This window comes from Paenibacillus rhizoryzae (assembly GCF_059686995.1).
The window spans coordinates 732120-754752 of record NZ_JCAALT010000002.1; the positions used below are offsets into that span (position 1 = coordinate 732120).

Annotated in this window: 20 protein-coding genes; 14 read left to right on the top strand and 6 right to left on the bottom strand. The window is 51.3% G+C overall.

Annotated features, from left to right (window positions below; all coding sequences use genetic code 11):
• Nucleotides 1–73: 73 nt before the first annotated feature.
• The gene (spoVB, locus tag AC6ESO_RS08355; protein ID WP_497090978.1) at nucleotides 74–1621 is read left to right on the top strand and encodes a stage V sporulation protein B; all 1548 of its coding nucleotides are present in this window, start codon (nucleotides 74–76) and stop codon (nucleotides 1619–1621) included.
• 301 nt (nucleotides 1622–1922) lie between these two features.
• Here spoVB and AC6ESO_RS08360 read toward each other — a convergent pair whose 3' ends face one another.
• Together AC6ESO_RS08360 and AC6ESO_RS08365 are read right to left on the bottom strand one after the other, a co-directional pair.
• Entirely contained in the window at nucleotides 1923–2633 is a 711-nt protein-coding gene (locus tag AC6ESO_RS08360; RefSeq protein WP_497090979.1) for a phytanoyl-CoA dioxygenase family protein, read from the bottom strand.
• Between the two features lie 134 nt (nucleotides 2634–2767).
• Nucleotides 2768–4036: an alkaline phosphatase gene (locus tag AC6ESO_RS08365; protein ID WP_497090980.1), complete on the bottom strand. Its 1269-nt coding sequence runs from the start codon at nucleotides 4034–4036 to the stop codon at nucleotides 2768–2770.
• Nucleotides 4037–4227: 191 nt separating this feature from the next.
• On the opposite strand from AC6ESO_RS08365, the gene AC6ESO_RS08370 reads away from it, so the two are divergent.
• Nucleotides 4228–4680 carry a cupredoxin domain-containing protein gene (locus AC6ESO_RS08370; RefSeq protein WP_497090981.1) on the top strand — a complete coding sequence of 151 codons (453 nt, stop codon included), beginning with the start codon at nucleotides 4228–4230 and terminating at the stop codon, nucleotides 4678–4680.
• 53 nt (nucleotides 4681–4733) lie between these two features.
• On the opposite strand, the gene AC6ESO_RS08375 is transcribed toward AC6ESO_RS08370, so the two are convergent.
• Complete coding sequence (locus AC6ESO_RS08375; RefSeq protein ID WP_497090982.1) at nucleotides 4734–5270, bottom strand: nucleoside/nucleotide kinase family protein; 537 nt, start codon at nucleotides 5268–5270, stop codon at nucleotides 4734–4736.
• 210 nt (nucleotides 5271–5480) lie between these two features.
• Here AC6ESO_RS08375 and AC6ESO_RS08380 point away from each other — a divergent pair, with 210 nt between their 5' ends.
• Nucleotides 5481–6629 (top strand): LacI family DNA-binding transcriptional regulator, encoded by a 1149-nt coding sequence (locus AC6ESO_RS08380; RefSeq protein WP_497090983.1) that lies wholly within the window; start codon nucleotides 5481–5483, stop codon nucleotides 6627–6629.
• Between the two features lie 123 nt (nucleotides 6630–6752).
• Nucleotides 6753–9500 (top strand): alpha-mannosidase, encoded by a 2748-nt coding sequence (locus AC6ESO_RS08385; RefSeq protein ID WP_497090984.1) that lies wholly within the window; start codon nucleotides 6753–6755, stop codon nucleotides 9498–9500.
• Nucleotides 9501–10625: 1125 nt separating this feature from the next.
• Here AC6ESO_RS08385 and AC6ESO_RS08390 read toward each other — a convergent pair.
• Both AC6ESO_RS08390 and AC6ESO_RS08395 read right to left on the bottom strand, forming a co-directional pair.
• The gene (locus AC6ESO_RS08390) at nucleotides 10626–11558 is read right to left on the bottom strand and encodes a manganese-dependent inorganic pyrophosphatase (protein ID WP_494818016.1); all 933 of its coding nucleotides are present in this window, start codon (nucleotides 11556–11558) and stop codon (nucleotides 10626–10628) included.
• A 134-nt stretch (nucleotides 11559–11692) separates the two neighbouring features.
• Nucleotides 11693–12217 (bottom strand): hypothetical protein, encoded by a 525-nt coding sequence (locus AC6ESO_RS08395; protein WP_497090985.1) that lies wholly within the window; start codon nucleotides 12215–12217, stop codon nucleotides 11693–11695.
• Nucleotides 12218–12317: 100 nt separating this feature from the next.
• On the opposite strand from AC6ESO_RS08395, the gene AC6ESO_RS08400 reads away from it, so the two are divergent.
• The 10 genes from AC6ESO_RS08400 to AC6ESO_RS08445 all read left to right on the top strand — a co-directional run bounded on the left by AC6ESO_RS08400 (nucleotide 12318) and on the right by AC6ESO_RS08445 (nucleotide 21220).
• The gene (locus AC6ESO_RS08400) at nucleotides 12318–13169 is read left to right on the top strand and encodes a helix-turn-helix domain-containing protein (protein WP_497090986.1); all 852 of its coding nucleotides are present in this window, start codon (nucleotides 12318–12320) and stop codon (nucleotides 13167–13169) included.
• Between the two features lie 129 nt (nucleotides 13170–13298).
• A complete protein-coding gene (locus AC6ESO_RS08405) occupies nucleotides 13299–14111 on the top strand; it encodes a phytanoyl-CoA dioxygenase family protein (RefSeq protein ID WP_494818013.1) in 813 nt (270 codons plus the stop codon).
• A 155-nt stretch (nucleotides 14112–14266) separates the two neighbouring features.
• Nucleotides 14267–14566: a Dabb family protein gene (locus AC6ESO_RS08410; RefSeq protein ID WP_475836350.1), complete on the top strand. Its 300-nt coding sequence runs from the start codon at nucleotides 14267–14269 to the stop codon at nucleotides 14564–14566.
• Nucleotides 14567–14661: 95 nt separating this feature from the next.
• Complete coding sequence (locus AC6ESO_RS08415) at nucleotides 14662–15402, top strand: phytanoyl-CoA dioxygenase family protein (RefSeq protein WP_497090987.1); 741 nt, start codon at nucleotides 14662–14664, stop codon at nucleotides 15400–15402.
• Between the two features lie 128 nt (nucleotides 15403–15530).
• The gene (locus AC6ESO_RS08420; RefSeq protein WP_497090988.1) at nucleotides 15531–16208 is read left to right on the top strand and encodes a C40 family peptidase; all 678 of its coding nucleotides are present in this window, start codon (nucleotides 15531–15533) and stop codon (nucleotides 16206–16208) included.
• A 110-nt stretch (nucleotides 16209–16318) separates the two neighbouring features.
• Nucleotides 16319–17119, top strand: coding sequence for a helix-turn-helix domain-containing protein (locus AC6ESO_RS08425; protein ID WP_497090989.1), 801 nt, complete (start codon nucleotides 16319–16321; stop codon nucleotides 17117–17119).
• A gap of 15 nt (nucleotides 17120–17134) precedes the next feature.
• A complete protein-coding gene (gene lplA / locus AC6ESO_RS08430) occupies nucleotides 17135–18127 on the top strand; it encodes a lipoate--protein ligase (protein WP_497090990.1) in 993 nt (330 codons plus the stop codon).
• 54 nt (nucleotides 18128–18181) lie between these two features.
• Nucleotides 18182–18406, top strand: a complete 225-nt coding sequence (locus AC6ESO_RS08435; protein ID WP_494818007.1) for a hypothetical protein — start codon at nucleotides 18182–18184, stop codon at nucleotides 18404–18406.
• A 585-nt stretch (nucleotides 18407–18991) separates the two neighbouring features.
• Complete coding sequence (locus tag AC6ESO_RS08440; RefSeq protein WP_497090991.1) at nucleotides 18992–20602, top strand: MDR family MFS transporter; 1611 nt, start codon at nucleotides 18992–18994, stop codon at nucleotides 20600–20602.
• 6 nt (nucleotides 20603–20608) lie between these two features.
• A complete protein-coding gene (locus AC6ESO_RS08445) occupies nucleotides 20609–21220 on the top strand; it encodes a PadR family transcriptional regulator (protein WP_497090992.1) in 612 nt (203 codons plus the stop codon).
• A gap of 79 nt (nucleotides 21221–21299) precedes the next feature.
• Here AC6ESO_RS08445 and AC6ESO_RS08450 read toward each other — a convergent pair whose 3' ends face one another.
• Nucleotides 21300–22511: a PQQ-dependent sugar dehydrogenase gene (locus tag AC6ESO_RS08450; RefSeq protein ID WP_497090993.1), complete on the bottom strand. Its 1212-nt coding sequence runs from the start codon at nucleotides 22509–22511 to the stop codon at nucleotides 21300–21302.
• Nucleotides 22512–22633: the final 122 nt, after the last annotated feature.

Sequence of the window (22633 nt, forward strand, 5' to 3'; positions counted from 1 at the left end):
GCCACCAGCTCGTTCGCATGCTTTTCCGAATGATGAATACATTTAAGTATTCGAGGAGCAGGAGGAACGAAACATGGCACAAAAGAAGGAATCGTTCATGAGAGGGACGATGGCCTTATCTGTCGCTGCTTTCATAAACCGAATTCTTGGCTTTATCAGCGGCATGTATGTCGCTCGCGCACTGGGAGCGGAAGGAATTGGCTTATTAATGATGGCACACCCTCTCGTGCCTCTTGTCATTACGATCACAGAGCTCGGCTTACCTGTTGCGATATCGAAGCTGGTTGCAGAAGCCTATGCGCGAGATGAGAAAGTGAAGGTCAGGCGTATCCTGCATGTTTCACTGGCTGTAACCGGCTTCTTAAGCTTAGCGCTGACGACCCTTTCCCTGCTCGGCTCCCACTGGATCGCATCCATTCTGCTGAGCGACCAGCGCGCCTATTATGCGATGCTCGCCATTACGCCGATCGCGCCGATCGTTGCCGTGTCCGCTGTGCTGAAAGGATACTTCCGTGGCATTCAGCGCATGAAGGTCATCGCCGCTTCAGATGTGCTCGAGTATTCGGTGCAGATTGCTTGTGTGCTCGCAATGGTACACTTGCTGCTGCCATATGGAGTAGCTTACGCGGCTGCAGGCGCAATGGCCGCCTCAGTCATAAGCGAAGCATTCAGCCTCTCATTCCTCGTCATTAGTTATAAGCTGCGCGGCGAAGCCAAACTGCCGGGCGAGACGTGGACCGGCCATCTCAAGCACGGCAGAAAAACGCTATCAGAGCTGCTGCAAATCGGCCTGCCAACAACCGGGCAAGGCGTAGTGCAATCGATATATAGTGCATTCCAGCCCTTGCTCATTGCAACCAGCCTCGCGCTTGCCGGCATAAGCACAGTACTAGCCACGAAGCAGTTCGGGATGTTGGCCGGTTACGCCTTCCCGCTGCTCTACATGCCAAGCTTTATTACGCAATCCTTGTCCACCGCGCTCATACCGGCGATTGGGGAAGCGGCTGCGAATAAAAATGATCGCCTAATGCATGAACGGATGAATCAAGCGCTTAATTTAGGACTGCTGATCGGCGCACCCGCTACCGTTATCTTGTTCGAGTGGGCAACTCCGCTGACGAAGCTTGTGTATGGCGCACCTGATGCGGGATTGCTGCTCAAAATCTTAGCGCCGATGTTTTTCCTCCATTACTTCGACGCTCCTCTGCATGCGATTCTGCTCGGACTCGGTCGCGCCAATGCTACGCTTTGGAACTACGTCGTGTCCACAGCGTTCAAAGCGATCGCGATATTCGTGTTTGGCAGCCAATTCGGCATTGTCGGCGTCACCTTCGGCATCGGAATTGGAATCGTCATGCAAACCCTGCTAAACTTCTTCTCGATATCGGGCTCAATCGGAATCTATATGAATATTCAACCTTACCTAAAGGTTGGCATCTGTATGCTGCTGATGGGAATTTGCGGTCGCTGGTCTTTTGACTATCTAACCGTCGTCCAAAGCTTGCCGCTTCTCTGGAGTTCCGTCGGTTCCATCGCCTGCGCGCTGCTGATCTACTTCGCGGCGCTCCTATCCATGGATGCTTTGCTAAAAGCAAGCCGATCGATCGTGATTCCGCGATAATCGGCTTAACTAGACCGCTGCTGACAGCGATGAAATTGGCACCGCATTCCGAAAATGTGCCCGTAATGCAACAAATAAGCTCCATTGTGCTACATAGGAGGCCATTCTCGGCTAAATGTTGCATTCTAAGCAGCATTTGGCCAATCCAAGTGTTAGGGAGAATGAATGGATGCATCAACTGCAACATTTGAACAATCCCATGCAATAAATCTGGCTCAGGATCGGGGCGAAGCACTGCCTCCACATGCCGCCTCAACCGTTGCGCCAAGCAACCTGTTGAGACGGCTTCATTTATCCCCCGCTATTGACGGCGGCGATAGTCGGACAATACCAATCGATCCTCGAGCAGCTTGCCGGTTTCTGCATACCGGCAACTAGCAGACGCCACTTGGAAAGCATAAGCGCGTCGCGGTTTATCCGTATGATTTTGCTTGCTGTGATGCAGCGTTTCGCGATGAAAGAACACCGCATCCCCCGGCGCCATCGGCTTGCATGGGATGCCGTTCTCCGGGTCAGCCGCCCGTTTATGGCCGCCCTCCGCATTCAAGTTCGGCTGTCGCCCCAGCCTATGCGAACGGGGGGCAAGCCACAAGCCCGCATTATCCTGCGTGATCGGATCAAGCGCAATAAACCCGTTCAGCATATGCCCTAGGATATGGGTATATTGATTATCTTGATGCCACTCCAGCCCGCTGCCATGCGGTGCTACCACAGCGTACATGCCCATCCAAATCCGTACTTTGTCGCCGAGTATGGTTTCAAAGATGCTCACGATGTCCGGGTCCGTCAGAAAATCAGTCGTATGCGGAAACCTGTCCTTCTCTTTATCCAGATCGATAATGGCTTGACTCCTCCACTTGACATCCCCCTGCTGATTGGCGAACTCAACATGCTCGGCATTGATGGCGTCCACCGCATGAGCCGCAAGGAATCCCGGAGCATAAAAGTAACCTTCCCGATAAAATTGTTCAATCTTGTCTGAGGTCAAAACAAAGTCCGTTATTTTAGGCACTAGCTTCCTACCTCCCAGGACCGTTCATTATAGGATACACTCCCATTCTGAATCACCCTGAACATGCCTGTCAATCCAAACAAAAGAAGCTGGCCGCGATTCCCGCAGCCAGCTTCTTTCTCTTAAAAATCCGCTTATCTGCCAGCTTTAAAGCCCAATGCCTGCATCAATTTATTGAAAATTTCCGTGTTCTCAAAGCTGCCAGTGAACAGCTGCGAGTTTTTGCCTGTTGCCGTAACCGGAACATCTACTGCCGTATGACCGGAAGTCGTCCAGTCTACAACAAAGTTAAGCTTGGAGTTAGCGATGGCGAAAGGACCGTCTTCTTTGGAAATGCCATCACCAGTCTCGTCTTTATCGTCCACTTCTTCGATGGAGAAGCCGCCAGTTTCATGGTCAGCAAGCACGAGTACAAGCGTATCCGGATTTTTCTTAGCAAAATCCTTCGCGATTTGTACGGAACGATCCAGCTGTTGACCGGCTTTGATCGTCATTTTTGCGTTGTTTTGGTGAGCGAACTCATCCGTGCCTTCCTCTTCAACCATCAGGAAGAACCCTTTTTTGTTGGCAGACAGCGTATCGATTGCCTTCTTCGTCATGTCCGGAAGCGATACGACAGGGTTGTAGATATCCCCTTCACCCTCTGCACGCTGTTGGAACATTTCTTCGTTGGCGAACAAGCCGAGAAGCTTGCCGCCTTTGGCTTTCTGCATATCCGTTTTGTTCGAAACAAAGCTGTAGCCCAGTTGCTTCGCTTTATTCACGAGATTGCCTTGCGTGCCTTTGCTCTTCTCCGACGGATCTTCAGCCGGCTCGTCCTTGAATTTACCCGGCTCGCCTGCCGGATACCAGAAATCTTCGCCGCCGCCGAGGATGACGTCAAGCTTGCTCTTCGTCAAATATTGCAGCGCGATATCGCTTTGCTTGGCGCGGTCTTCAACATGGGCACCGAACGCTGCACCGGTAGCATCTGTCACTTGGCTCGTTGTAACAACACCCGTCGATTTACCTGCATCTTTTGCATATTCCATAATCGTTTTGACCGACTTCTTATCGGCATCCATTCCGATAGCGCCATTGTACGTTTTCACTCCGCTAGCATACGCGGTAGCAGATGCTGCTGAGTCTGTTACGGGTATTGTAGAGCTTGTATGAATAAGTCCCAAGAACGGCATAGCATCCATCGCCAGGCTGCCCTTCTCTCCGACAGTAGCCAGCCGGATTGCGTCGCGCTGTGCTGTACCCATTCCGTCTCCGACGAAAAGAATGACATTTTTCGTTTGCGAGGAAGCTGCCTCCGCTTTGTCAGTCGACGGTGTAGCCAAGATGCTTGTTACAACAAGCGCCGCTGCCGCTGTTGCAGCAAGTGTGCTTTTCAATGCGATTTTCTTTTGCGAAACCATTTTCCTACCTCCTAATAATCTTTTCTACTAAAGTTTATATAGAGTAGGTTAAGAGGATGTAATCTGGATATGTAGATCTTGTTAAGCTGTCTTACAACTCCATGAAAATAATACCAATCCTTTCATATTCCTTTAATCTTTCTATGCTACGATGGGTAATGATTCCATAATGGTAAAGGAGTGATAGAAACATGAAAGCCAAATTCGCTATACTCGCAGCGTCATTACTACTCATTGCAGCACTAGCCAGCGCATGCGGGAACAACAACAGCACCAACAGCAACAGCGCCAGCACAAACACAAATGGGGCAACTGCAAACACGAGTACGAACGAGGCATCCACGAACACGACAACCGCAGATTCAGGAAGCGGATCGACAGTAGAGATTAAACTTGAGGCCAAAGATTTCGAGTATGATCAGAAGGAGATTCATGTGAAGAAAGGCGATCATGTCAAAATCACTCTTCACAGCGACGATGGCGGTCACGGCTTTACAATTGCTGATTACAACGTAAACATCAAAGGCAACGGCGACGGCGAATTCGATGCCGCGAATGCTGGCACCTTCGAATTCCACTGCTCCGTGATGTGCGGTTCAGGCCATCGCGATATGGTCGGCAAGCTGATCGTTGACGAAGCCTAGCAAATAGGTGTTATTCCAATAGCAATGGCTGCGCATCTCTGCGCAGCCATCTTTTATTGCAGGGCATGTAGAATGTGATCCACCATCTCTGTTGTTTGCTGCGTACCGTCGATGACGATGTCCGAATTTGGTTTGACGCTTCGCAGCATCTCCAAGTAGGCATCCCTGCCGCGGGTTAAATAGTTGGTTAACTCATGTCGCAAATCATCCATAGACCGATAAGCATAATCGCGCAATATTCTTCGGGCAGCCGCAACATCTAGAGGAGTATCTATAAATACCGTCAAATCAATAAATTCACGAATGTCATTGTTCAAATAGGCAAACGGATAATCGAGCACAAGATACTCCAGCTCAGCATCCTGCAAATAGAGCTCAATATCGTTCCTTAACGAGGTCAGATTCCATTCATTATAATCGGCCCCTCGTTCTACCCAATCACAAATGTCCTGCGGACTATCCTCAAAGTCATAATCGTCAAAATATAAAGCCTGTGCATGCGTTAAACGTTCAAGCAGCTGCTCGGTCAGCGTCGTCTTCCCGCCACCGGATACAGCGGCAATTGCAATTACGTAAGGTTTGCCGTCCATTATTGCCCTCCAGAATTGTGTTCTTCTACCTCTATGGAACATTTTTCCCCATACCCTGCAAGCATAACACATCAGCCCTAAATTGGAATGGGCTTCCAATCCCTTCTTGCATGCCTTGTGCTACATATGACCTCTATTGTACAGGCCCTCCAACTTGCATTATACTAATAAAATATATATTAATGAGACGGATCGGTTTGGAGGATCAGCGTGAAAGATCATAGACCCCGCTATCAAATCTTAATCGACTACTATACGGACCGGATTGTTTCGGAGGAATTGCGCGCAGGCGATAAGCTGCCGACAGGACCGGAAATCGCGGAGCAGTTCGGCGTGAGCGCCATTACCGTTACCCATGCGATGAGGCAGCTGGAAACCGATGGTTTGATTAAGCGAATTAAGAAAAAAGGGACCTTCGTAACGGATAGAACGCCGCAACCGATGGCTGGCCATCTAACCGACTTAGGAGACGCGGCAGGCTCGACACCACAAGCTTCAACACTGCCCATCCCCGTCATTTCGCTCGTGATGCCGTTTAGCGAAACGATCGGATATGAGATCTTCCGCGGCGTAGAGGAAGAGTGCGCAGAGCAAGGCCTATACGTCACGTTCCACAATTCCAAATATGATGACGCCGTCGAGCGGAGTATCATTCAGAAGCTGGCCAAGGATCGCGTCAGCGGCATCATCGTTTATCCGGTATCCAGCTACAAGAACATCGATGTCTTCAGTCATCTTGCCATCGAAGGCATCCCGTTCACGCTCATTGATCGAAACATCGAAGGGCTGGATGCGCCGCTCGTTGTGTCGAACAATATTGAAGCAGGCTACAGCCTTGCATCGCATCTCATCCAGCTTGGTCATAAACGGCTTGCCTTCGTATGCCAATCGTGGAAAGAAGCGGTATCCGTCAGCGACCGTTACAAAGGATATTGCAACGCACTCATTGAAGCAGGCATTCCGCCTCAGCCCGAATGGTTAATTAACCTGGAGGAGCTAAAGGTAAACAAGGCTGCCGGCAATCCGTACGATGTGCTGCTCGACCATCTGCTTGCCATTACGCCAACGCCTACAGCCGCTGTAGCCGTGAATGATTTTACCGCGACCGGGCTGCTTAAGGCTGCGCTCCAGCGAGGAATTGCGGTGCCGGAGCAGCTGTCTGTTACCGGCTTCGATAACCATTCCTTCACCGAGCATCTGGAAGTGCCGCTCACAACTGTGGAGCAGGATTTCTACAGTATCGGCCGCGATGCGGCGAAGCTCGTCTTAGCTCCGGCACAAGAACGCAGCCGATCCAAGCTCGTGCTTGGTACGAAGCTGATCGTACGGCAATCGACCGGTAAACCTACCTTCCCATGACGCTTAAGCGGTCGTGGGATTTTTTTATATATATTTTAATAAATACGGATTTACAATAATTAGGGATCGATTTATGATTAAAGTATATTTTAATATTCCATTGAAATGAGGTCAGCCCTCTTTATGTCGACGCCAAAAGCAATTATACATGTCATTTCGCACACCCACTGGGATCGTGAGTGGTATATGCCTTACGAGGCACATCATGCCAAACTCATTCAAACGATGGATGGCTTGCTCGAAATTATGGATCAAGATCCGGAGTTTCGCAGCTTCTACCTCGACGGTCAGACGATCGTGCTCGAGGATTATTTGCAAGTATATCCTGAGAAACGCGAGAAGCTCATTGCGCTTGTCCAAGAAGGTAAGCTCTCTGCCGGCCCTTGGTACATTCTGCAGGATGAGTTTCTGACCAGCAGCGAAGCCAATATTCGCAACATGCAGATCGGACATCGTGACGCTAAAGCGTATGGCCCTGTCTCTAAGCTTGGCTACTTCCCCGACTCTTTCGGCAACATGGGGCAGGCTGCTCAGATTTTACAGCAAGCCGGCATCACAACAGCTGTATTCGGCCGCGGCGTGAAAGCTACCGGCTTCAATAATAGCGTGTCGGAAGCATTGGACCTCGAATCGCCATTCTCGGAGCTGCACTGGGAATCACCGGATGGCTCGCGGGTGCTCGGCATCTTGTTCGCTAATTGGTACAACAACGGGATGGAGATCCCTGAGGAGCCGGCTGCGGCGCGCAAGTTCTGGGACAATGCCATCGCGAACGCGTCGAAGTATGCTTCTACGCAGCATTTGCTTCTTATGAACGGCTGCGATCACCAGCCCGCTCAGGCGAATTTATCCGCTGCACTGCGGACGGCGCGCGAGCTGTACCCGGACTATGAATTCATTCACTCGAATTACGATGATTACGTTGCAGCCGTGCAGTCTACTTTGCCTGAGACGTTAAGCACTATCAGAGGCGAGCTTCGCGGTCAACGTACTGACGGCTGGTACTCCCTCGTCAATACAGCCTCGTCGCGTATCTATATTAAGCAGCTCAACCAAGAAAATCAGACCATGCTGGAGAAGATCGCCGAGCCTTTGGCTGCTTTTGCCCATGTGAACGGCCGCCAATATCCACACGGTCTGCTTAATTATGCATGGAAGACCTTGATGCAAAATCACCCGCATGACAGCATTTGCGGCTGCAGCGTGGATGAAGTGTACCATGAAATGAAAACACGTTTCGAGAAGAGCAAAGGCGTTGCGGCTGCCGTTATTGCGGATAGCTTGGCTCATTTGAGCGCACAAATCGATACAGCGAGCTTCGCTTCGATTAGCTCGGACAGCGCGCCATTCGTCGTATATAGCACGAGCGGATATGCGCAGAGTGGTGTCGTAACCGTGGAACTGGAGCTTGGCCGCCGCTACTTCAAGCCAGGCGAGAGCCCGGCGAACAATTCGAACTATGTCTCAGAACATACAACAGCTGCGGGCTATCTCGTGAACCACCTAGGTGAGAAGCTGGACTTCACAAGCGTGGACCATGGCGTAAGATTCGGCTATGATCTGCCGGATGATAAGTTTAGACAACCGTATTTTGCCCGCGTCATTACGGTAACGTTCGAGACCGGAGCGCTGCCTGCGATGGGGTATTCCAGCTTCGCATGGATTCCGGCGGCACAATCGGCGGCCTTGGTGCAGCCATCGTCGTTGGTCGCTGAGGAGAACACGATGGAGAATGCCTACCTCCACGTTACGGTCGCTGGTGACGGCAGCCTGACGATTAAGGACAAACGAAACGGTGAGACCTATGCAGGGCTTGGCGTTTATGAGAATGTCGGCGATATCGGCAACGAATATATTTTCAAGCAGCCGGAAGGCGACACCGCCATTACAACCAGAGGACTTGCGGCACAGGTAGAGCTTGTCGAAGACACAGCGTACCGGGCGACGTATGAAATTACACATACGTTCGATATTCCGGAGCAGGCTGATGAGCGGCTGGAGCAGGAAATCGCCACGATGGTCAATTTCCTTGACCGGAAAGCACAGCGTTCTGCGAAGCGAGTGCCGATCACCATTGTGACTCGCGTTAGTCTCAGCCGTTCCGAGGAAGGCGTTCGCGTCCACGCTGCATTCCATAATCCTGCGAAGGATCAGCGTCTGCGCGTCCTGTTCCCCTCCGGCGTTACAGCGGCGAAACACTACGCCGATTCCATCTTTGAAGTTGCTGAACGAGCTACGATTCCTGCTGAGGAATGGGTTAATCCGAGCAACTGCCAGCATCAGAGCGCTTTTGTCGACGTGCATGAGAACGGCCGCGGTTTGACCATTGCCAATAAAGGTCTCAACGAATATGAAGTGCTGCGTGACGAAAGCGGAACGATTGCGGTGACGATCTTGCGCTCAACCGGCGAGCTCGGTGATTGGGGCGTATTCCTAACGCCGGATGCGCAGTGCCTTGGCTCCAATCATGCGGAATGGATGATCCTCCCTCACGGAGGCGGAGATTCACGGTTCGTCGCTTATCAGCAAGCATATGGTTTCCAGGTGCCGATGCAGGCCAGCCAAACAGGCGTACACGAAGGGCCGCTGCCCGCACAGCAAAACATGCTCGATTGGAGCGCGGCGGGATCGGGCCTCGCCCTCTCCAGCGTGAAGATCAACGAAGAGCGCGGCGATCTGATTGCTCGCTGGTATAACCTCTCCGGTGAACCGGCTGAGCTGACGGTCAGCTCACAGTCACATGGGCGACTCTACGAGAGCACTGTGCTCGAAGACGCGGACGCAGCCGTCGACTTAGGGACTGATGGCGCTGCAACCGTGCCGGTTGAAGGGTACAAGATCATCAGCATTGGGATGAGTGCTAAGGAATAGAATGTGAAACAAGAAAAGGCAGTCTGGGATGCAAGCATCCTGAACTGCCTTTTATTGTGGCGTTATTGGCCGAATCTGAGGTGTCCGAAATTCTAACGAATCGTACAGACCTTATTGGGCCGGTTTTGGGGTCTGCGAGATTCTAACGAATCGTAGAGACCTTATTTGTAGTAAATCGGCTCTTAAATCCAAATAAACCGCTAAATAAGACCGCTGCGATTCGTTAGAATATTTTCCATGGTATTTTGAGGAGAATAAGCCCTGTACGATTCGTTATATCAAAAAAGAAGCCGATGATTGCTCATCAGCCTCTTTTTTCTGTTGAGTCTGATGCTGAGCGTTCCAATTGGGGACTCTCAGCTGCCGGCATGGGAGATATGAGGTTAGTTTGGTCGCTGAGAATTCCATTTTCATATTCTCAGCTTCTCTATCGGTTGGTTTTGGCCCAGAGAGTTCCATTTGGCGACTCTCAGCTGCCGGGACGGGAGTGATGGGGTTAGTTTGGTCGCTGAGAGTTCGATTTTCGTACTCTCAGCTTCTTTTTCGACTGGTTTTGGCGCTGAGAGTTCCATTTCGCGACTCTCAGCTGCCGGGACAGGAGAGATGGGGTTTAGTTTGGTCGCTGAGCGTTCGATTTCTGTACTCTCAGCTTCTTTATCGGTTGGTTTTGGCGCTGAGAGTTCCATTTGGCGACTCTCAGCTACCGGGACGGGAGAGATGGGGTGAGTTTGGTCGCTGAGCATTCGATTTCGCGACTCTGAGCTACCGGGATGGTAGATATGGGGTTAGTTTGGTTGCTGAGCGTTCCATTTTCGTACTCTCAGCTCCTTTATCGGTTGGTTTTGGCCCTGAGCGTCCCATTTCGCGACTCTCAGCTGCCGGGACGGGAGTGATGGGGTTAGTTTGGTCGCTGAGAGTTCGATTTTCGTACTCTCAGCTTCTTTTTCGACTGGTTTTGGCCCAGAGAGTTCCATTTGGCGACTCTCAGCTGCCGGGACGGGAGATATGGGGTTAGTTTGGACGCTGAGCGTTCCATTTCGCGACTCTCAGCCGCCGGATACGAACAAAGAAAGAGGCCGATGATTGCTCATCGGCCTCTTTTCTATGTCCTAGTTCCTCTATATCCTACAGGTTGCTAAGTGTTTCAGTCAGAACAGGAACGATTTGCGATTTACGGGAAACTACGCCCTTCAGAACCGCTTTGTTGTCGTCAAGCTTCACGCTGTAGGCTTGCTCAACTGCTGCCGCTTGTTTACCAAGTGCCAGCGCAACGGAATCGTTGTTCAAGATGTCAGTGACGACGAATACAAACAGATCAAGGCCTTTGTCAGCGATGATCGTATTCAGTGCCGCTTCAACTTCTGCTTGGCGGGAAAGAACATCGTTAACGTCAACCGCGTTAACTTGCGCGATCTCCACTTTGTAGCTGCCCATCGAGAATTCTTTCGCATCGAGCGAAATCAATTGCGCGATTGTTTTGTCGCTGAGATCAGCGCCGGCTTTAAGCATTTCAAGGCCGTAAGTCTCAGGCGTTACGCCTGCGATTGCTGCCAGCTCGCGAGCGGCTGCAACGTCCTCCGGCGTGCAAGTCGGCGACTTGAACAGCAAGGAATCGGAGATGATTGCCGAAAGCATCAGACCTGCAATGTTGCTTTCAATCGCGATGCCGTTTTCTTTGTACATTTTATTAAGGATGGTCGCCGTGCAGCCTACAGGCTCGCAGCGGTAGTAGAGCGGATGAGCGGTCTCGAAATTAGCGATACGGTGGTGGTCGATAACTTCAAGGACGCGCACTTTATCGATGTCGCTAGCGCTTTGCTGACGCTCATTGTGGTCAACAAGAATAACGTTGCTTGTTTCGTTCGAAACGGTTTCTACCAAACGTGGCGCAGCCGCTTTAAATTGATTCAGCGCGTATTGCGTTTCGCCGTTCACTTCGCCAAGACGAACCGCTTCAACCTCTTGGCCAAGCTTTGTTTTCAAGTCTGCGTAAGCAATTGCCGAACAGATTGTGTCGGTGTCCGGGTTTTTGTGTCCGAAAATCAATGTTTTTGACATCTTCATACTCCTTATTCGCTGTTTATTGGGTGCTGGCGACCATAAGAACGCCGGTAAGAATAAATCCCTAATCGGTATTATACCGTTTATTGCCCTGAATTCCTATTCCATTACAGGCAAATTCATAAACAGTTCTATATTTCGTCAAAAAGTTCAGGTGCCCTGTCCGCTCGAAGTCGTTTCTCCACCAATTCGAAAAGCGCATCGCAGAAAACATCCGACTCGTTCTCCCGCAGCGTTCCCAGAACCGGAATTGTTGCGGCGAGCTCGCCCCATTGCTGCTTGAAATACGCTTTGCGCACCGCATTGCCGCCATCGCGTTTCATCGGACTGTACGTCCAGCGCAGATAAGACGGTTTCCCTTCACGATCATAAACGAGTTTCTGAATCTCGGCATGCGTCGTCGATTTGTCCCCTGCATATATGACCACATAATAGTTGTCATTCCGATGCCAGTCGATAAACAATACATATAACGCGCCGCCGATTGTACGGGCAATATGATACGCATTCACCAGCGGTTTGCCATTGGACCATTGATGAAAGTTCGAAAGCGGCAATCCGTCCGTGCTGATTCGCGTTACATCATAGGCGCCGACCGGCCGGGCACTGGATCGCTCGATCCATGCCGCGAGTGCGGCTGCTTCCTGTTTCTCCATATCTATCAACCCCCTTCCAGTTTAGCATGCAGCATTCCACATGATCGAGCTATAATGAAAGCAGCCTATCAAAGACTCGTCTGAAAGGAACGGTGGCATTATGAATTCGTTCGAAATTGTCGGCACCCCAAGCGAGTTTGCGCGAAGCCACTTGTTCTTTGGTTTAATCGGTGGCTATGATGCGCCCCGATCGGATTTTCTCTATACACGCGACTATTATCCGGCCTATGAAATTCTGTTCATTACGAAAGGCAAAGGCGCGTTCAAGCATGCGAACCAGTGGATCGAGATCGTTGAAGGCGACTGCGTCGTGCATGACATGCGGCTGCCTCATGCCTATAAAACGGAAGCGAAGAACGCGTTCGAAATGTACTATTTGGTGTTCGACAGCATCGACATGGAGCATTTCTGGCCGAAGCTGTTCGGCGAACCTTCCTACTCCATCGTGCAAAATCTCCCGGCTGTCAATGAAATCCACAGTCTGCTCGAACAGATTGTAGAACTAATGAGAGAGCAGCATCCGGCTTATGAAATGCCTCTGTCTGCGCATATCTATCAGCTGCTTATGGAGATTTTCCGAAAGCAGCGCGACTTAGGAGGTTCTTGGCTGACAAACCACGGCTCCGAACCGGAGCCGCTGCAGCGCGCGCGGGCATTCATGGATGCGAACTATCTGGAGGTCGAAGAAGTCTCGCAGCTGGCCCAAATCGCCAATCTCAGCCTGTATCATTTTATCCGTCAATTTAAGAAGCAATACGGCGTCACGCCGAAGGAATACGTCTTGCTCAAGAAGGTTCACCATGCGAAGCGTTTGCTCATCAGCACATCGCTCTCGATCGGCGAGGTCAGTGTGCAAAGCGGATTTGCGAGCTATAACGCCTTTCTGCATGCTTTTCTGAAAGTGCAGCATGATTCGCCGCGGGATTTCCGCCGAAGCTTACGCCGCCTCTAATTGCGTCAGCCCCTTTCTTGCAAACAGCAATTTATTGAGTGTATTCGGCAATTCGCTAGCTTCAATAGCGTCTCTCTATGTCGTAAACTAAAGTTAATTAAAGCGTTTACTGACTAGGAGGGTCTAAGAATGAGCCTATACGGATTAACGAGTGAACAGCAATTGATGTGGGAACGTGACGGTTTTCTAGTGATTGAGGATTTTCTGAGCAGCCAAGAGGTCGATTCCATTAACGAAGACATGGATCGGGCTTTTCATGAATTCGAAGTCAATAATCGCGTCAACCCGGCTACCGGCCAGCTGAACCATGTGAAGCAGATTTGCGGCATTATTGAGTATGGCGAAACCTTCGCCGGGCTTTTGGAGCATAAACGAATGATGAACATTTTGCGAGATATGATCGGCAATCAATTCGTTATGATCGATAACGACGCTCTACTCAAACCACCGGGCAAAATCTCGCATACCAACTGGCACCGTGACACGACTACGAGGATCTTCTTTGGCGATAAGCAAGCCCCATTCATGGTTAAGGTGTTCTACTTCCTCTCCGATGTGCCTTACGACGGCGGCTGCCTTGCGTTCTTGCCCGGCAGCATCCACATGAAGGATGAGGATTTGCCTAAAGTGGAGAAGCAGGAGGATTTGCCGGGCCATGTCAGAATGAATGTCAAAGCCGGTACGGCGGTTATCTTCAACGGCTACACGTATCACTCGGCGCTGAACAATTTCTCAGATGTGACTCGCCGCTCACTCATCTATAACTACGCCCAATCCTGCCTGCGCACATGGCCGGGTTACGAGCCTTCCGAGGAGCTCAAAGCCGGTGCAACATCGAATATGCGCAAAATGCTGCTCGGCGTAACGCCGTGGATGACCGATGCGAAAGCCTTCGAAGAAGAAGATGCCGCAGCGTCCGGCAGCAAAATGATGATGGGTTAACAAGCAAGGGTGCCGGGCTGCCGGTGCCCTTTTATTTTGGGCTCGCATATTCGACTGACGCTCTCCATTATCGCGAACGATTCTGCTATAATTTTGTATTGGACAATCACCAACGAAACACCTGCTTACATTCAACTATTAAAGGAGCGAATCCCATGTTTGAGCATATCGTTATTTTCAAAATGAACGCCACCGTAACACCCGAGAAGGAACAAGAGCTGGTAAACAGCCTGCTCGCATTTAAAGGCGCTATTCCAGGTATCGTTGATCTCACTGCCGGACAAAACATTACGGAGGAAACCGGCAATATCCACGGGTACTCCCTAGGACTCCGCGTAACCTTCGAGAACCAAGATGCCCTTCGCGCTTACGGCCCGCATCCTGTTCATCAAGCGTTCGTGAAATCGCTGGACGGTCTGCTTGAAAGTGTTGTCGTCGTCGATTACCACATCTAATATCAATTCCAGATATATTTGTGATAATGTCAGCCATTGTCGTCGACTCGCCTTCGCAGTAAGCTTGAGCTAACCGATGCGAGAGGATGAGAACGATGCACAAAGTAGTCCCACGCTTAACGACGCCAATTACACAAGCCCAAATAGATCAATTTAATGATGAGGGCTTCTTGCTGATTAAGAACGGCTGCTCAGCCGACCTGATCGATGCCTTTAACGGACATATCTATGATTTGCGCGACGAGAAGCCGATGCCGGAGTGGGCCGCTTGCGAAGAGAGCAAGAAATATTCGGTCCGCTTGTTCAACCCGCACCTGCATGACGGATTCGCGCGTCAAATGATGAAGCTGCCGATCGTGCGCGGCACGCTTGCCCAGCTAATGGGCCGTGAAGCCGTTTGCGTGCAAAGCATGTTTTTCTACAAAGAGCCGGGTTCCCCGGGACAAGCGGCACATCAGGATTTCTATTACATTAAGAACGATCCGATGACGATGATCGCGGCTTGGATCGCAATGGAAGAAAGCGTCGACGAGGAGAATGGCTGTCTCTGGGTCATTCCGAAGTCGCACCGCCTTGGCCTCCTGCCGCATGGCGCCGTTAAGAATCTTGATGAGCACGAGCCGTGGACGGATGAAACGGAAGGAATTGATCTGAAGCAGCAGGTCCCGGTCATCATGGAGAAAGGCGATATTCTTTTCTTCCACGAGCTGCTTATTCATTCCTCCACTCGCAATCGGAGCACCGACCGCTGGCGCCGTTCTTATGTATGCCACTATATCCGCGAGGATGCGACGACTTCACGCAGTGATTTACAGAAGAAGTTTCCGCTCTATTAATGCGAGAAAAGCCCGGCTGTCGATGCCGGGCTTTTTCTTTTTTCCCAGCAAAACACAGGTTATCGCTCGCATGAGATGCTGGTATGCTGAAGTGGTGGTCTATACATAAACAGAGATGGAGGACAATCATGAGAAAGAAAACCATACTGGCGGCCATTAGCTTCATGCTTCTGTCAGGCGCCGTGCAAGCGACGACTTTTGTCAGAGAAACTCATGCAAGCGCTGTCACTTATTCGATCGGTGCTTCCGGCAGCGTTGTTACGGCGTTGCAGACTGATTTGAAGAAGCTTGGCTATTTCAACTATCCTACGGCAACCGGCTATTATGGCACCGTTACTCGCGATGCCGTCGTCGCCTTTCAAAGTAAATATGGACTTCGCGCAGACGGCATAACCGGTCCATTGACGCTCGAAGCGGCTAGTCATGCGATCCTGAAGCAAAAACTCATCGCGGATACGTCCTCCTACCTCGGCATTCCTTATACCTGGGGTGGCACGAGTCCGGCAAGCGGCTTTGACTGCTCCGGTTTTATCTATTATATGTTCACGAAATTCGGCGTTCCGCAAACTCGGACTACCTCCTCGAACCTGTTCAGCCAAGGCTTCGCGGTGAGCAAGCCGATGCTGCAGCCGGGAGATCTTGTTTTCTTCCATAATAGTCCATCGACAGGGGAAGTCGATCATGTCGGCTTCTATATGGGCAACGGTTCGTTCATTTCGGCATTATCCTCAAAGGGAATCTACGTGCAGCAGCTGGACAACACCTATTGGGGGCCACGTTTTGCGGGTGCGAGAAGAGTTTATTAGATTCATGCAGACAGCCTGGCGGCCACGCCGGGCTGTTCTTTTTTTGAGCAGCGCGATGTTCCTGTTTTGCAGTTCGAGCGCTATAATATAAGGAAGGAGGAACGATTGGCATGAGCTCAGGACTCCCTTACGACAAAATCACTTCCGCCTACGCCGGCACCATCGTCTACCCGCCAAAAGGTACGTATGGACCTCGGGTGCAGCAAGATATACAGCTTGTACTGCTCCATACCGGCGAACTCGATCTGACTATTGATGATACTCGCCATCCTGTCAAAGCCGGACAAGTCGTTTTGCTGAAACCGCAGCATCACGAATATTTTGCTTTTGCCGAATCGCAAGAGTCTTGGCATCGCTGGGTTACCTTATCCGTTTCGGCTCTTACGGATGCTGAACTCCATTATTTGGACAGTCTGCCCTTTAGCATGCCAATTCCGGAAGCGCTCAATTCGGTGACCGATATGCTGCTTTCTTTGCAAAATGATTATTTAAAGCAGGACGAGCTCATGATAAGTCTGGGATATTCCGCCTTTCGGCTGTTTACAGCCAGAATTGCGCAAACCAAGCAGCAGCAGGAGCTCCATCCCAGCATCATTGCAGCATTGACCTATATCCAGCAGCACTATACGGAGGAGATTTCGCTTCCTGATCTGGCCGGCGCTGCCGGCGTATCGCCGGAGCACCTGGTCCGTCTGTTTCACGTTCATCATCACCTTACACCGATCCGCTATCTGTGGCACTACCGCGTGCTCAAGGCAACCGAATTGCTCTCTCAATCCGGTCTTTCCATGGGAGAAATAGCGGCAAGATGCGGATTCAAGACTGCGTTTCATCTCTCGCGGCTCGTGAAGGAACAAACAGGCAGCACTCCTTCTGAAATTCGCAAAGCCGCGTGGGGAACGACGAACTAACTTGGAGGACATACGATGCGATTTATCGATAACGGCAACAACAATGATCCCTCGTGGAATCTTGCGCTAGAAGAGTACGCGCTTCGTAACCTAGGCAGCGACGGAGAAGATTATCTTCTCTTCTACATTAATAAACCATCCATTATCATCGGCAAAAATCAAAACACCGCCGAAGAGGTAAACGGCTCTTATGTGGAGGAGCATGGCATTCATGTCGTGCGTCGTCTATCCGGCGGCGGCGCGGTCTACCATGATCTCGGCAATCTCAATTTCAGCTTTATCACTTCGGACGACGGACGCTCCTTTCATAACTTCCGCAAGTTTACCGAGCCTGTCGTAGAAGCGCTTCGTAAGCTTGGTGTTGAAGCAGAACTGAGCGGAAGAAATGATTTGCAGGTCGGTGAGCGCAAAATCTCCGGCAACGCGCAGTTCGCCTCTAAAGGGCGAATGTTCAGCCACGGTACGCTGCTATTCAACTCCGAAGTCGATTCCATCGTTTCGGCGTTGAACGTCAACCCGGCCAAGTTCGAGTCCAAAGCGACCAAGTCCGTCCGCAGCCGTGTCGCGAACATCACGGAATTTCTGCGGGAGCCGCTTACGATGGAGCAATTTCGCCAGTTCCTGCTGGAGTCGATCTTCGGCAGCAGCACCGGAATTCCGGAGTACAAGCTGACCGATGCGGATATCGCCGCCGTGCAGCAGCTCGCGGAAGAACGCTACCGCAGCTGGGACTGGAACTACGGACGCTCGCCGGCATTCAATGTGCGGCAGGTCAAACGGTTAACGGCCGGCACCTTCGATGTTCGGCTTAACGTGCAGGAAGGCGTTATTGCCGAAGCCTCTGTCTTCGGCGATTTCTTCGGAACTGCTGAAGTGTCCCTCGTTACTGATCGGCTCGCCGGTGTGAGATATAATCCGCAAGCCGTCGCTGAAGCGCTCGCGAACGTTGATTTGACCCTGTGCTTCGGTCCGGTTGAGCGAGAGGAATGGCTCGCATTATTGTTCTGATCTCATTGGCTGATTGGCTCAAGTAATTCGAATCGAATGGGAGTGGAGAATCGCATGAACAAGGCCGATAATGTCACTTCGCTTAAAGCGTTACAAGCATGGAAATCCATCCCGCAGCAGCTGCGGGACAAGCTGGTCCGCAACGTATTTTGCGGCAATTGCGGCGGCGCCGTCGAGATCGTCGATTACAGCATCCGCGAAGAGAAATACGCGCTGCTGCTAACCGGCAAATGCCGCACCTGCGCCAGCCCCGTCGCCCGCGTCGTCGAAAACGACTGAGGCGGCACGGCTGCATGCGGCAGCTGTGCTGGCGGTGGCGGCAGCGCCGGGTTTGAGCCAAGAGTCGAAGTATTCGACTCTTGGCTTTTTTGTTGCTCTTGCTGGGGACTGTAAGCGGATATTCCGCTTACAGGAGCAATTCGGAGAGGGTTGTTCCGCTTTAAGCGGATATACCGCTTAGGATGTGGAATACGCGCCGAATTTCAGTAATCTCGCTCTCGATTGGCGCTTTAAGCGGATATGTCGCTTACAGCAGAAGTTCGGAGGAGATTGCTCCACTTTAAGCGGATATCCCGCTTAAGATGTGGTGCAGCCACCGATTTCACAGTAATCTAGATCTCGCTAGGAGCTGAGAGTTCAATTTTCGAACTCTCATCCATCGCCGATAGCGATCCCAGCCTTCCGACTAAACTAAGCGCCGCTTTCCCTATCGAATCCGCATCGCCAACCACCAAATCCACTTCCCCTTCACCAAATCATAATAATGTTCACTACATCCAAATTCTTCTTGTTGTAAACTCAAATTTGAGTATAATAAAATGAGTAGTATTCAAATTTGAGTACATACTCTCAACAAGGAAAGGAATGAATGCAGTGGACGCCAAAAGAAGTAATGTCAAACTCGTAATTGCGGGCCTGCTCCTCGGTCTGTTTATGGCTGCACTCGATCAAACGATCGTGTCGACGGCAATGACTACGATTATCGAGAAGATTGGAGGCTTCGATAAATTTATCTGGGTATACTCTGCCTATATGATCGCGATGGTCGTATCGACCCCGATCTTCGGTAAATTATCGGATATGTACGGACGCAAACGGTTCTTTCTCGCCGGATTGATTCTGTTCATGGCGGGTTCCATCCTTTGCGGAACCGCGCAGAACATGGAGCAGCTCATCATCTACCGTGCGATTCAAGGGATCGGCGGCGGCGCTTTGATGCCAATCGTCTTCACGATTATTTTCGATCTATTCCCAGCCGAGAAACGCGGCAAAATGATGGGACTCTTCGGCGCCGTATTCGGCGTATCCAGCGTCTTCGGCCCGGTAATGGGCGGGCTGATCACCGACAATCTCAGCTGGCGCTGGATTTTCTACATCAATGTCCCCATCGGTATTCTAGCGGTGATCTTCATCGCGCAGGCCTATCACGAACAATCCAATCCGCGTAAACAAATCATCGACTGGTTGGGTGCCATCTCGCTTACAGGTTTTGTACTTACGCTTATGTTCGGCCTGGAACTTGGCGGCTCGGACGGCTGGGCATGGGATTCGGCAAAAACCATTTCGCTCTTCGTTGCTGCCGGCGTATTGCTGATCGCCTTCTTGTTCATCGAACGTTCGGCGAAAGATCCGATCATCAAGCTTTCTTTATTCAAAAACAAAGTCGTCACCAGCAGCATGGCCATCAGCGTGCTCTACGGCGGCATTATGATCGCTGCTGCAACGTACATTCCGCTCTTCATTCAAGGTGTATTTCACAAAACAGCTACAGAAACAAGCAGCGTACTTACACCGATGATGCTTGGCGTCGTACTCAGCAGCCAAGTCGGCGGTCGCGTGGTCAGCAAGTTCAGATATCGTGACGTCATGGTCGTATCTGCACTGACCCTGTTGGTCGGCACATTGCTTCTAGGTTATGTAATGGATCAAGAAACATCCAGACTCGTCATTACTTTGTTTATGGTCATCGTCGGTCTTGGCATCGGGGTTTCCTTCTCCTTGCTCAATATCTCGACGTTGAACGCTGTTCCTCCGCAATATAAAGGTTCTGCTTCATCCCTGATTACGTTCTTCCGGACAATCGGCTCCGCACTTGGCATTACGGTATTCGGCGCGATGCAGAAGTCAGCCTTCCAATCCGGCGTGAAAGAAATTCCGAATATTAATCCGGAATTAGCTTCCCAGATCAAAGGCGGCCAAGCGCTGCTGAACCCTGATGTTCAAGCTCAAATGGGATTGCCTGCCGATCTCATTAACCAGCTGCTCAGCAAGCTTGGCGACTCCGTCATCTTTATTTTCCAATGGACGATCATTCTTCCGATACTGGCTCTCGTCTTCGCGATCTTGATGGGACGTGCAAAGCTGGAAGCATCCAAATTAGGCGGGCCGCAAGGCGCACCTGGCAAACCGGGCGCTGGAGGACAACAAGGTCCTCAAGGCGACGGCAAACCAGCGCCATCGTTCCACGGAGGATAAACGTCCATGTCAATGAGGCTCTTAATCTTAGGGCTGCTTATGGAGTATGACCGTCACCCCTACGAAATTCGCCAGACGATTAAAGACCGCAACTGGAATGAATGCTTCAAGCTTCGCGACGGATCACTGTATTATGCGGTAGACCAGCTGCGCGAGGATGGGCTGATCGAGGCGGCTGAGGTCGTTTCGGTCCCAGGGGAGAATCGGCCGGATAAGACGATTTATCGGATCACGGATTCCGGACGAGAGGCCTTCCAAGAGCTGCTCGACACACAGTTCAAACAAATTTCATACCCGCAGCATCCGCTGTTTCTTTCGATGGCGTTCGTTCGCCACGGCGAACCTAAGAAGGTGGAAGAGAACATCGTCAAACAGCTCGAAGCCTGCCAATCGCGAATTGAGCGCATGCATGCGGTACTACAGCTCAAAGGAAACTTCTTGCCCCGCGGCTCCGCGCTGATGATTCAAGGCTTCATCCAATTCGGCGAGACGGAGAAGCAGTGGCTGACAACGCTGCTGGAGGAAGCGCGCTCCGGCAGTCTCTTCGAAGGCCATAAGCTGACACCTGCACAGTGGGAAGCGTTCATCAAGTATAAACAGCTTCCTACGTCAGAATAAGAACAACAAATAAGCCGCAAGGCAGTGTGAGCAAGGAACGAATTCGTTTCTCTCCCATTGCCGAGCGGCTTATTCCAGCTTATTCCAGTCGCAGCAAACTTCCCTTCTGCGAGCAAATGTACAGCTCCCCGTCTGCGTCAACGCCAAACGAAGTAATCAGGTGATCGGATTCGATCAGCACCTTATTTTCAACGCTGCCATCCTCGTTTTGCCTTAATGCCCAGATCGTGCCCATGGCATAATCCGCATAGACATACCAACCGACAAGCGCTGGCAGCGCCTTACCCCGATACACGAATCCGCCCGTAATGGACACGCCTTGATCGCGGCCGTACGTGAAGATTGGCTCAATTAATCCTTCCTTCTTACAGCCTTCCTGAGGTTTGAAGCAGAGATTCCCCTCCATGACGTTCCAACCGTAGTTGCCGCCTTTCTCGATGAGATTAATTTCCTCCAGCCGATCCTGTCCGACATCCGCCGCCCACAGTTTACCCGTAACCGCATCGAAGCTGAATCGCCATGGATTGCGCAGCCCAACCGCGTAGATTTCCGGTGCCCCGCCTCCGCCGGCAAAAGGATTATCCGACGGAATCCTGTATTTCTTCCCGTTAGCTCCGGTATCCACGTCGATGCGCAGCAGTTTGCCCAGTAAGCTCTGCTTATTCTGGCCGTTGCCATGCGGATCGCCGCCGCTGCCCCCGTCTCCTGCCGCAATATATAGATACCCGTCGTCCGGTCCAAAAGCCAGCTGCCCGCCTTTATGATTCGAGAAAGGCTGTTCATACGTCAGAAGCTTCACCTCGCTCGCCGGATCCAGCATTTCCGGATGCTCCGGATCACTCATCACGAAGCGAGAGATAACCGTATGGGTCTTCGTCGTGTAATTCACGAATGCAACACCGGGCTTCTTCGGGTGAAAAGCTAACCCAAGCAGTCCCTGCTCATTGCCGTCACTGTATACGCGATCCCGAATATCGAGCACAACCTTCGGTTTCCCAGAAGGTTTCTCCAGGTCCAGCATCACCACTTGGCCCGGCTGTTCGATCACGAAGGCTTTACTACGCAGCGCTGTCGTTATACCGAACTCACTCACCATCCCAACCGGATTATCCAGCGTCCCTTCCGGTACAATCGTCTCTAATATAACCGGCTTCTCCGCTGCCGAGGTGGCTTGTCCGTTCTCATTCGAAGGCAGCACCACCGATTCTTCTTCGCCTTTACAAGCAGTGAGCAGTAAACAAAGTCCGAGCAACCAACCTGCTGCAGAAAGTCCTCCGAGCCATGTCCTCATCCTCTTTCTCATCCTCCTCTGCTTTCTTCTAGTCCGATCATCTCATAGTAAGAAACCCCAATTCAAGCTGAGTGCCGCCAGCAACGTGCAAGCAAACAAAAAAGGCCAAGCAAGGTCTCCCC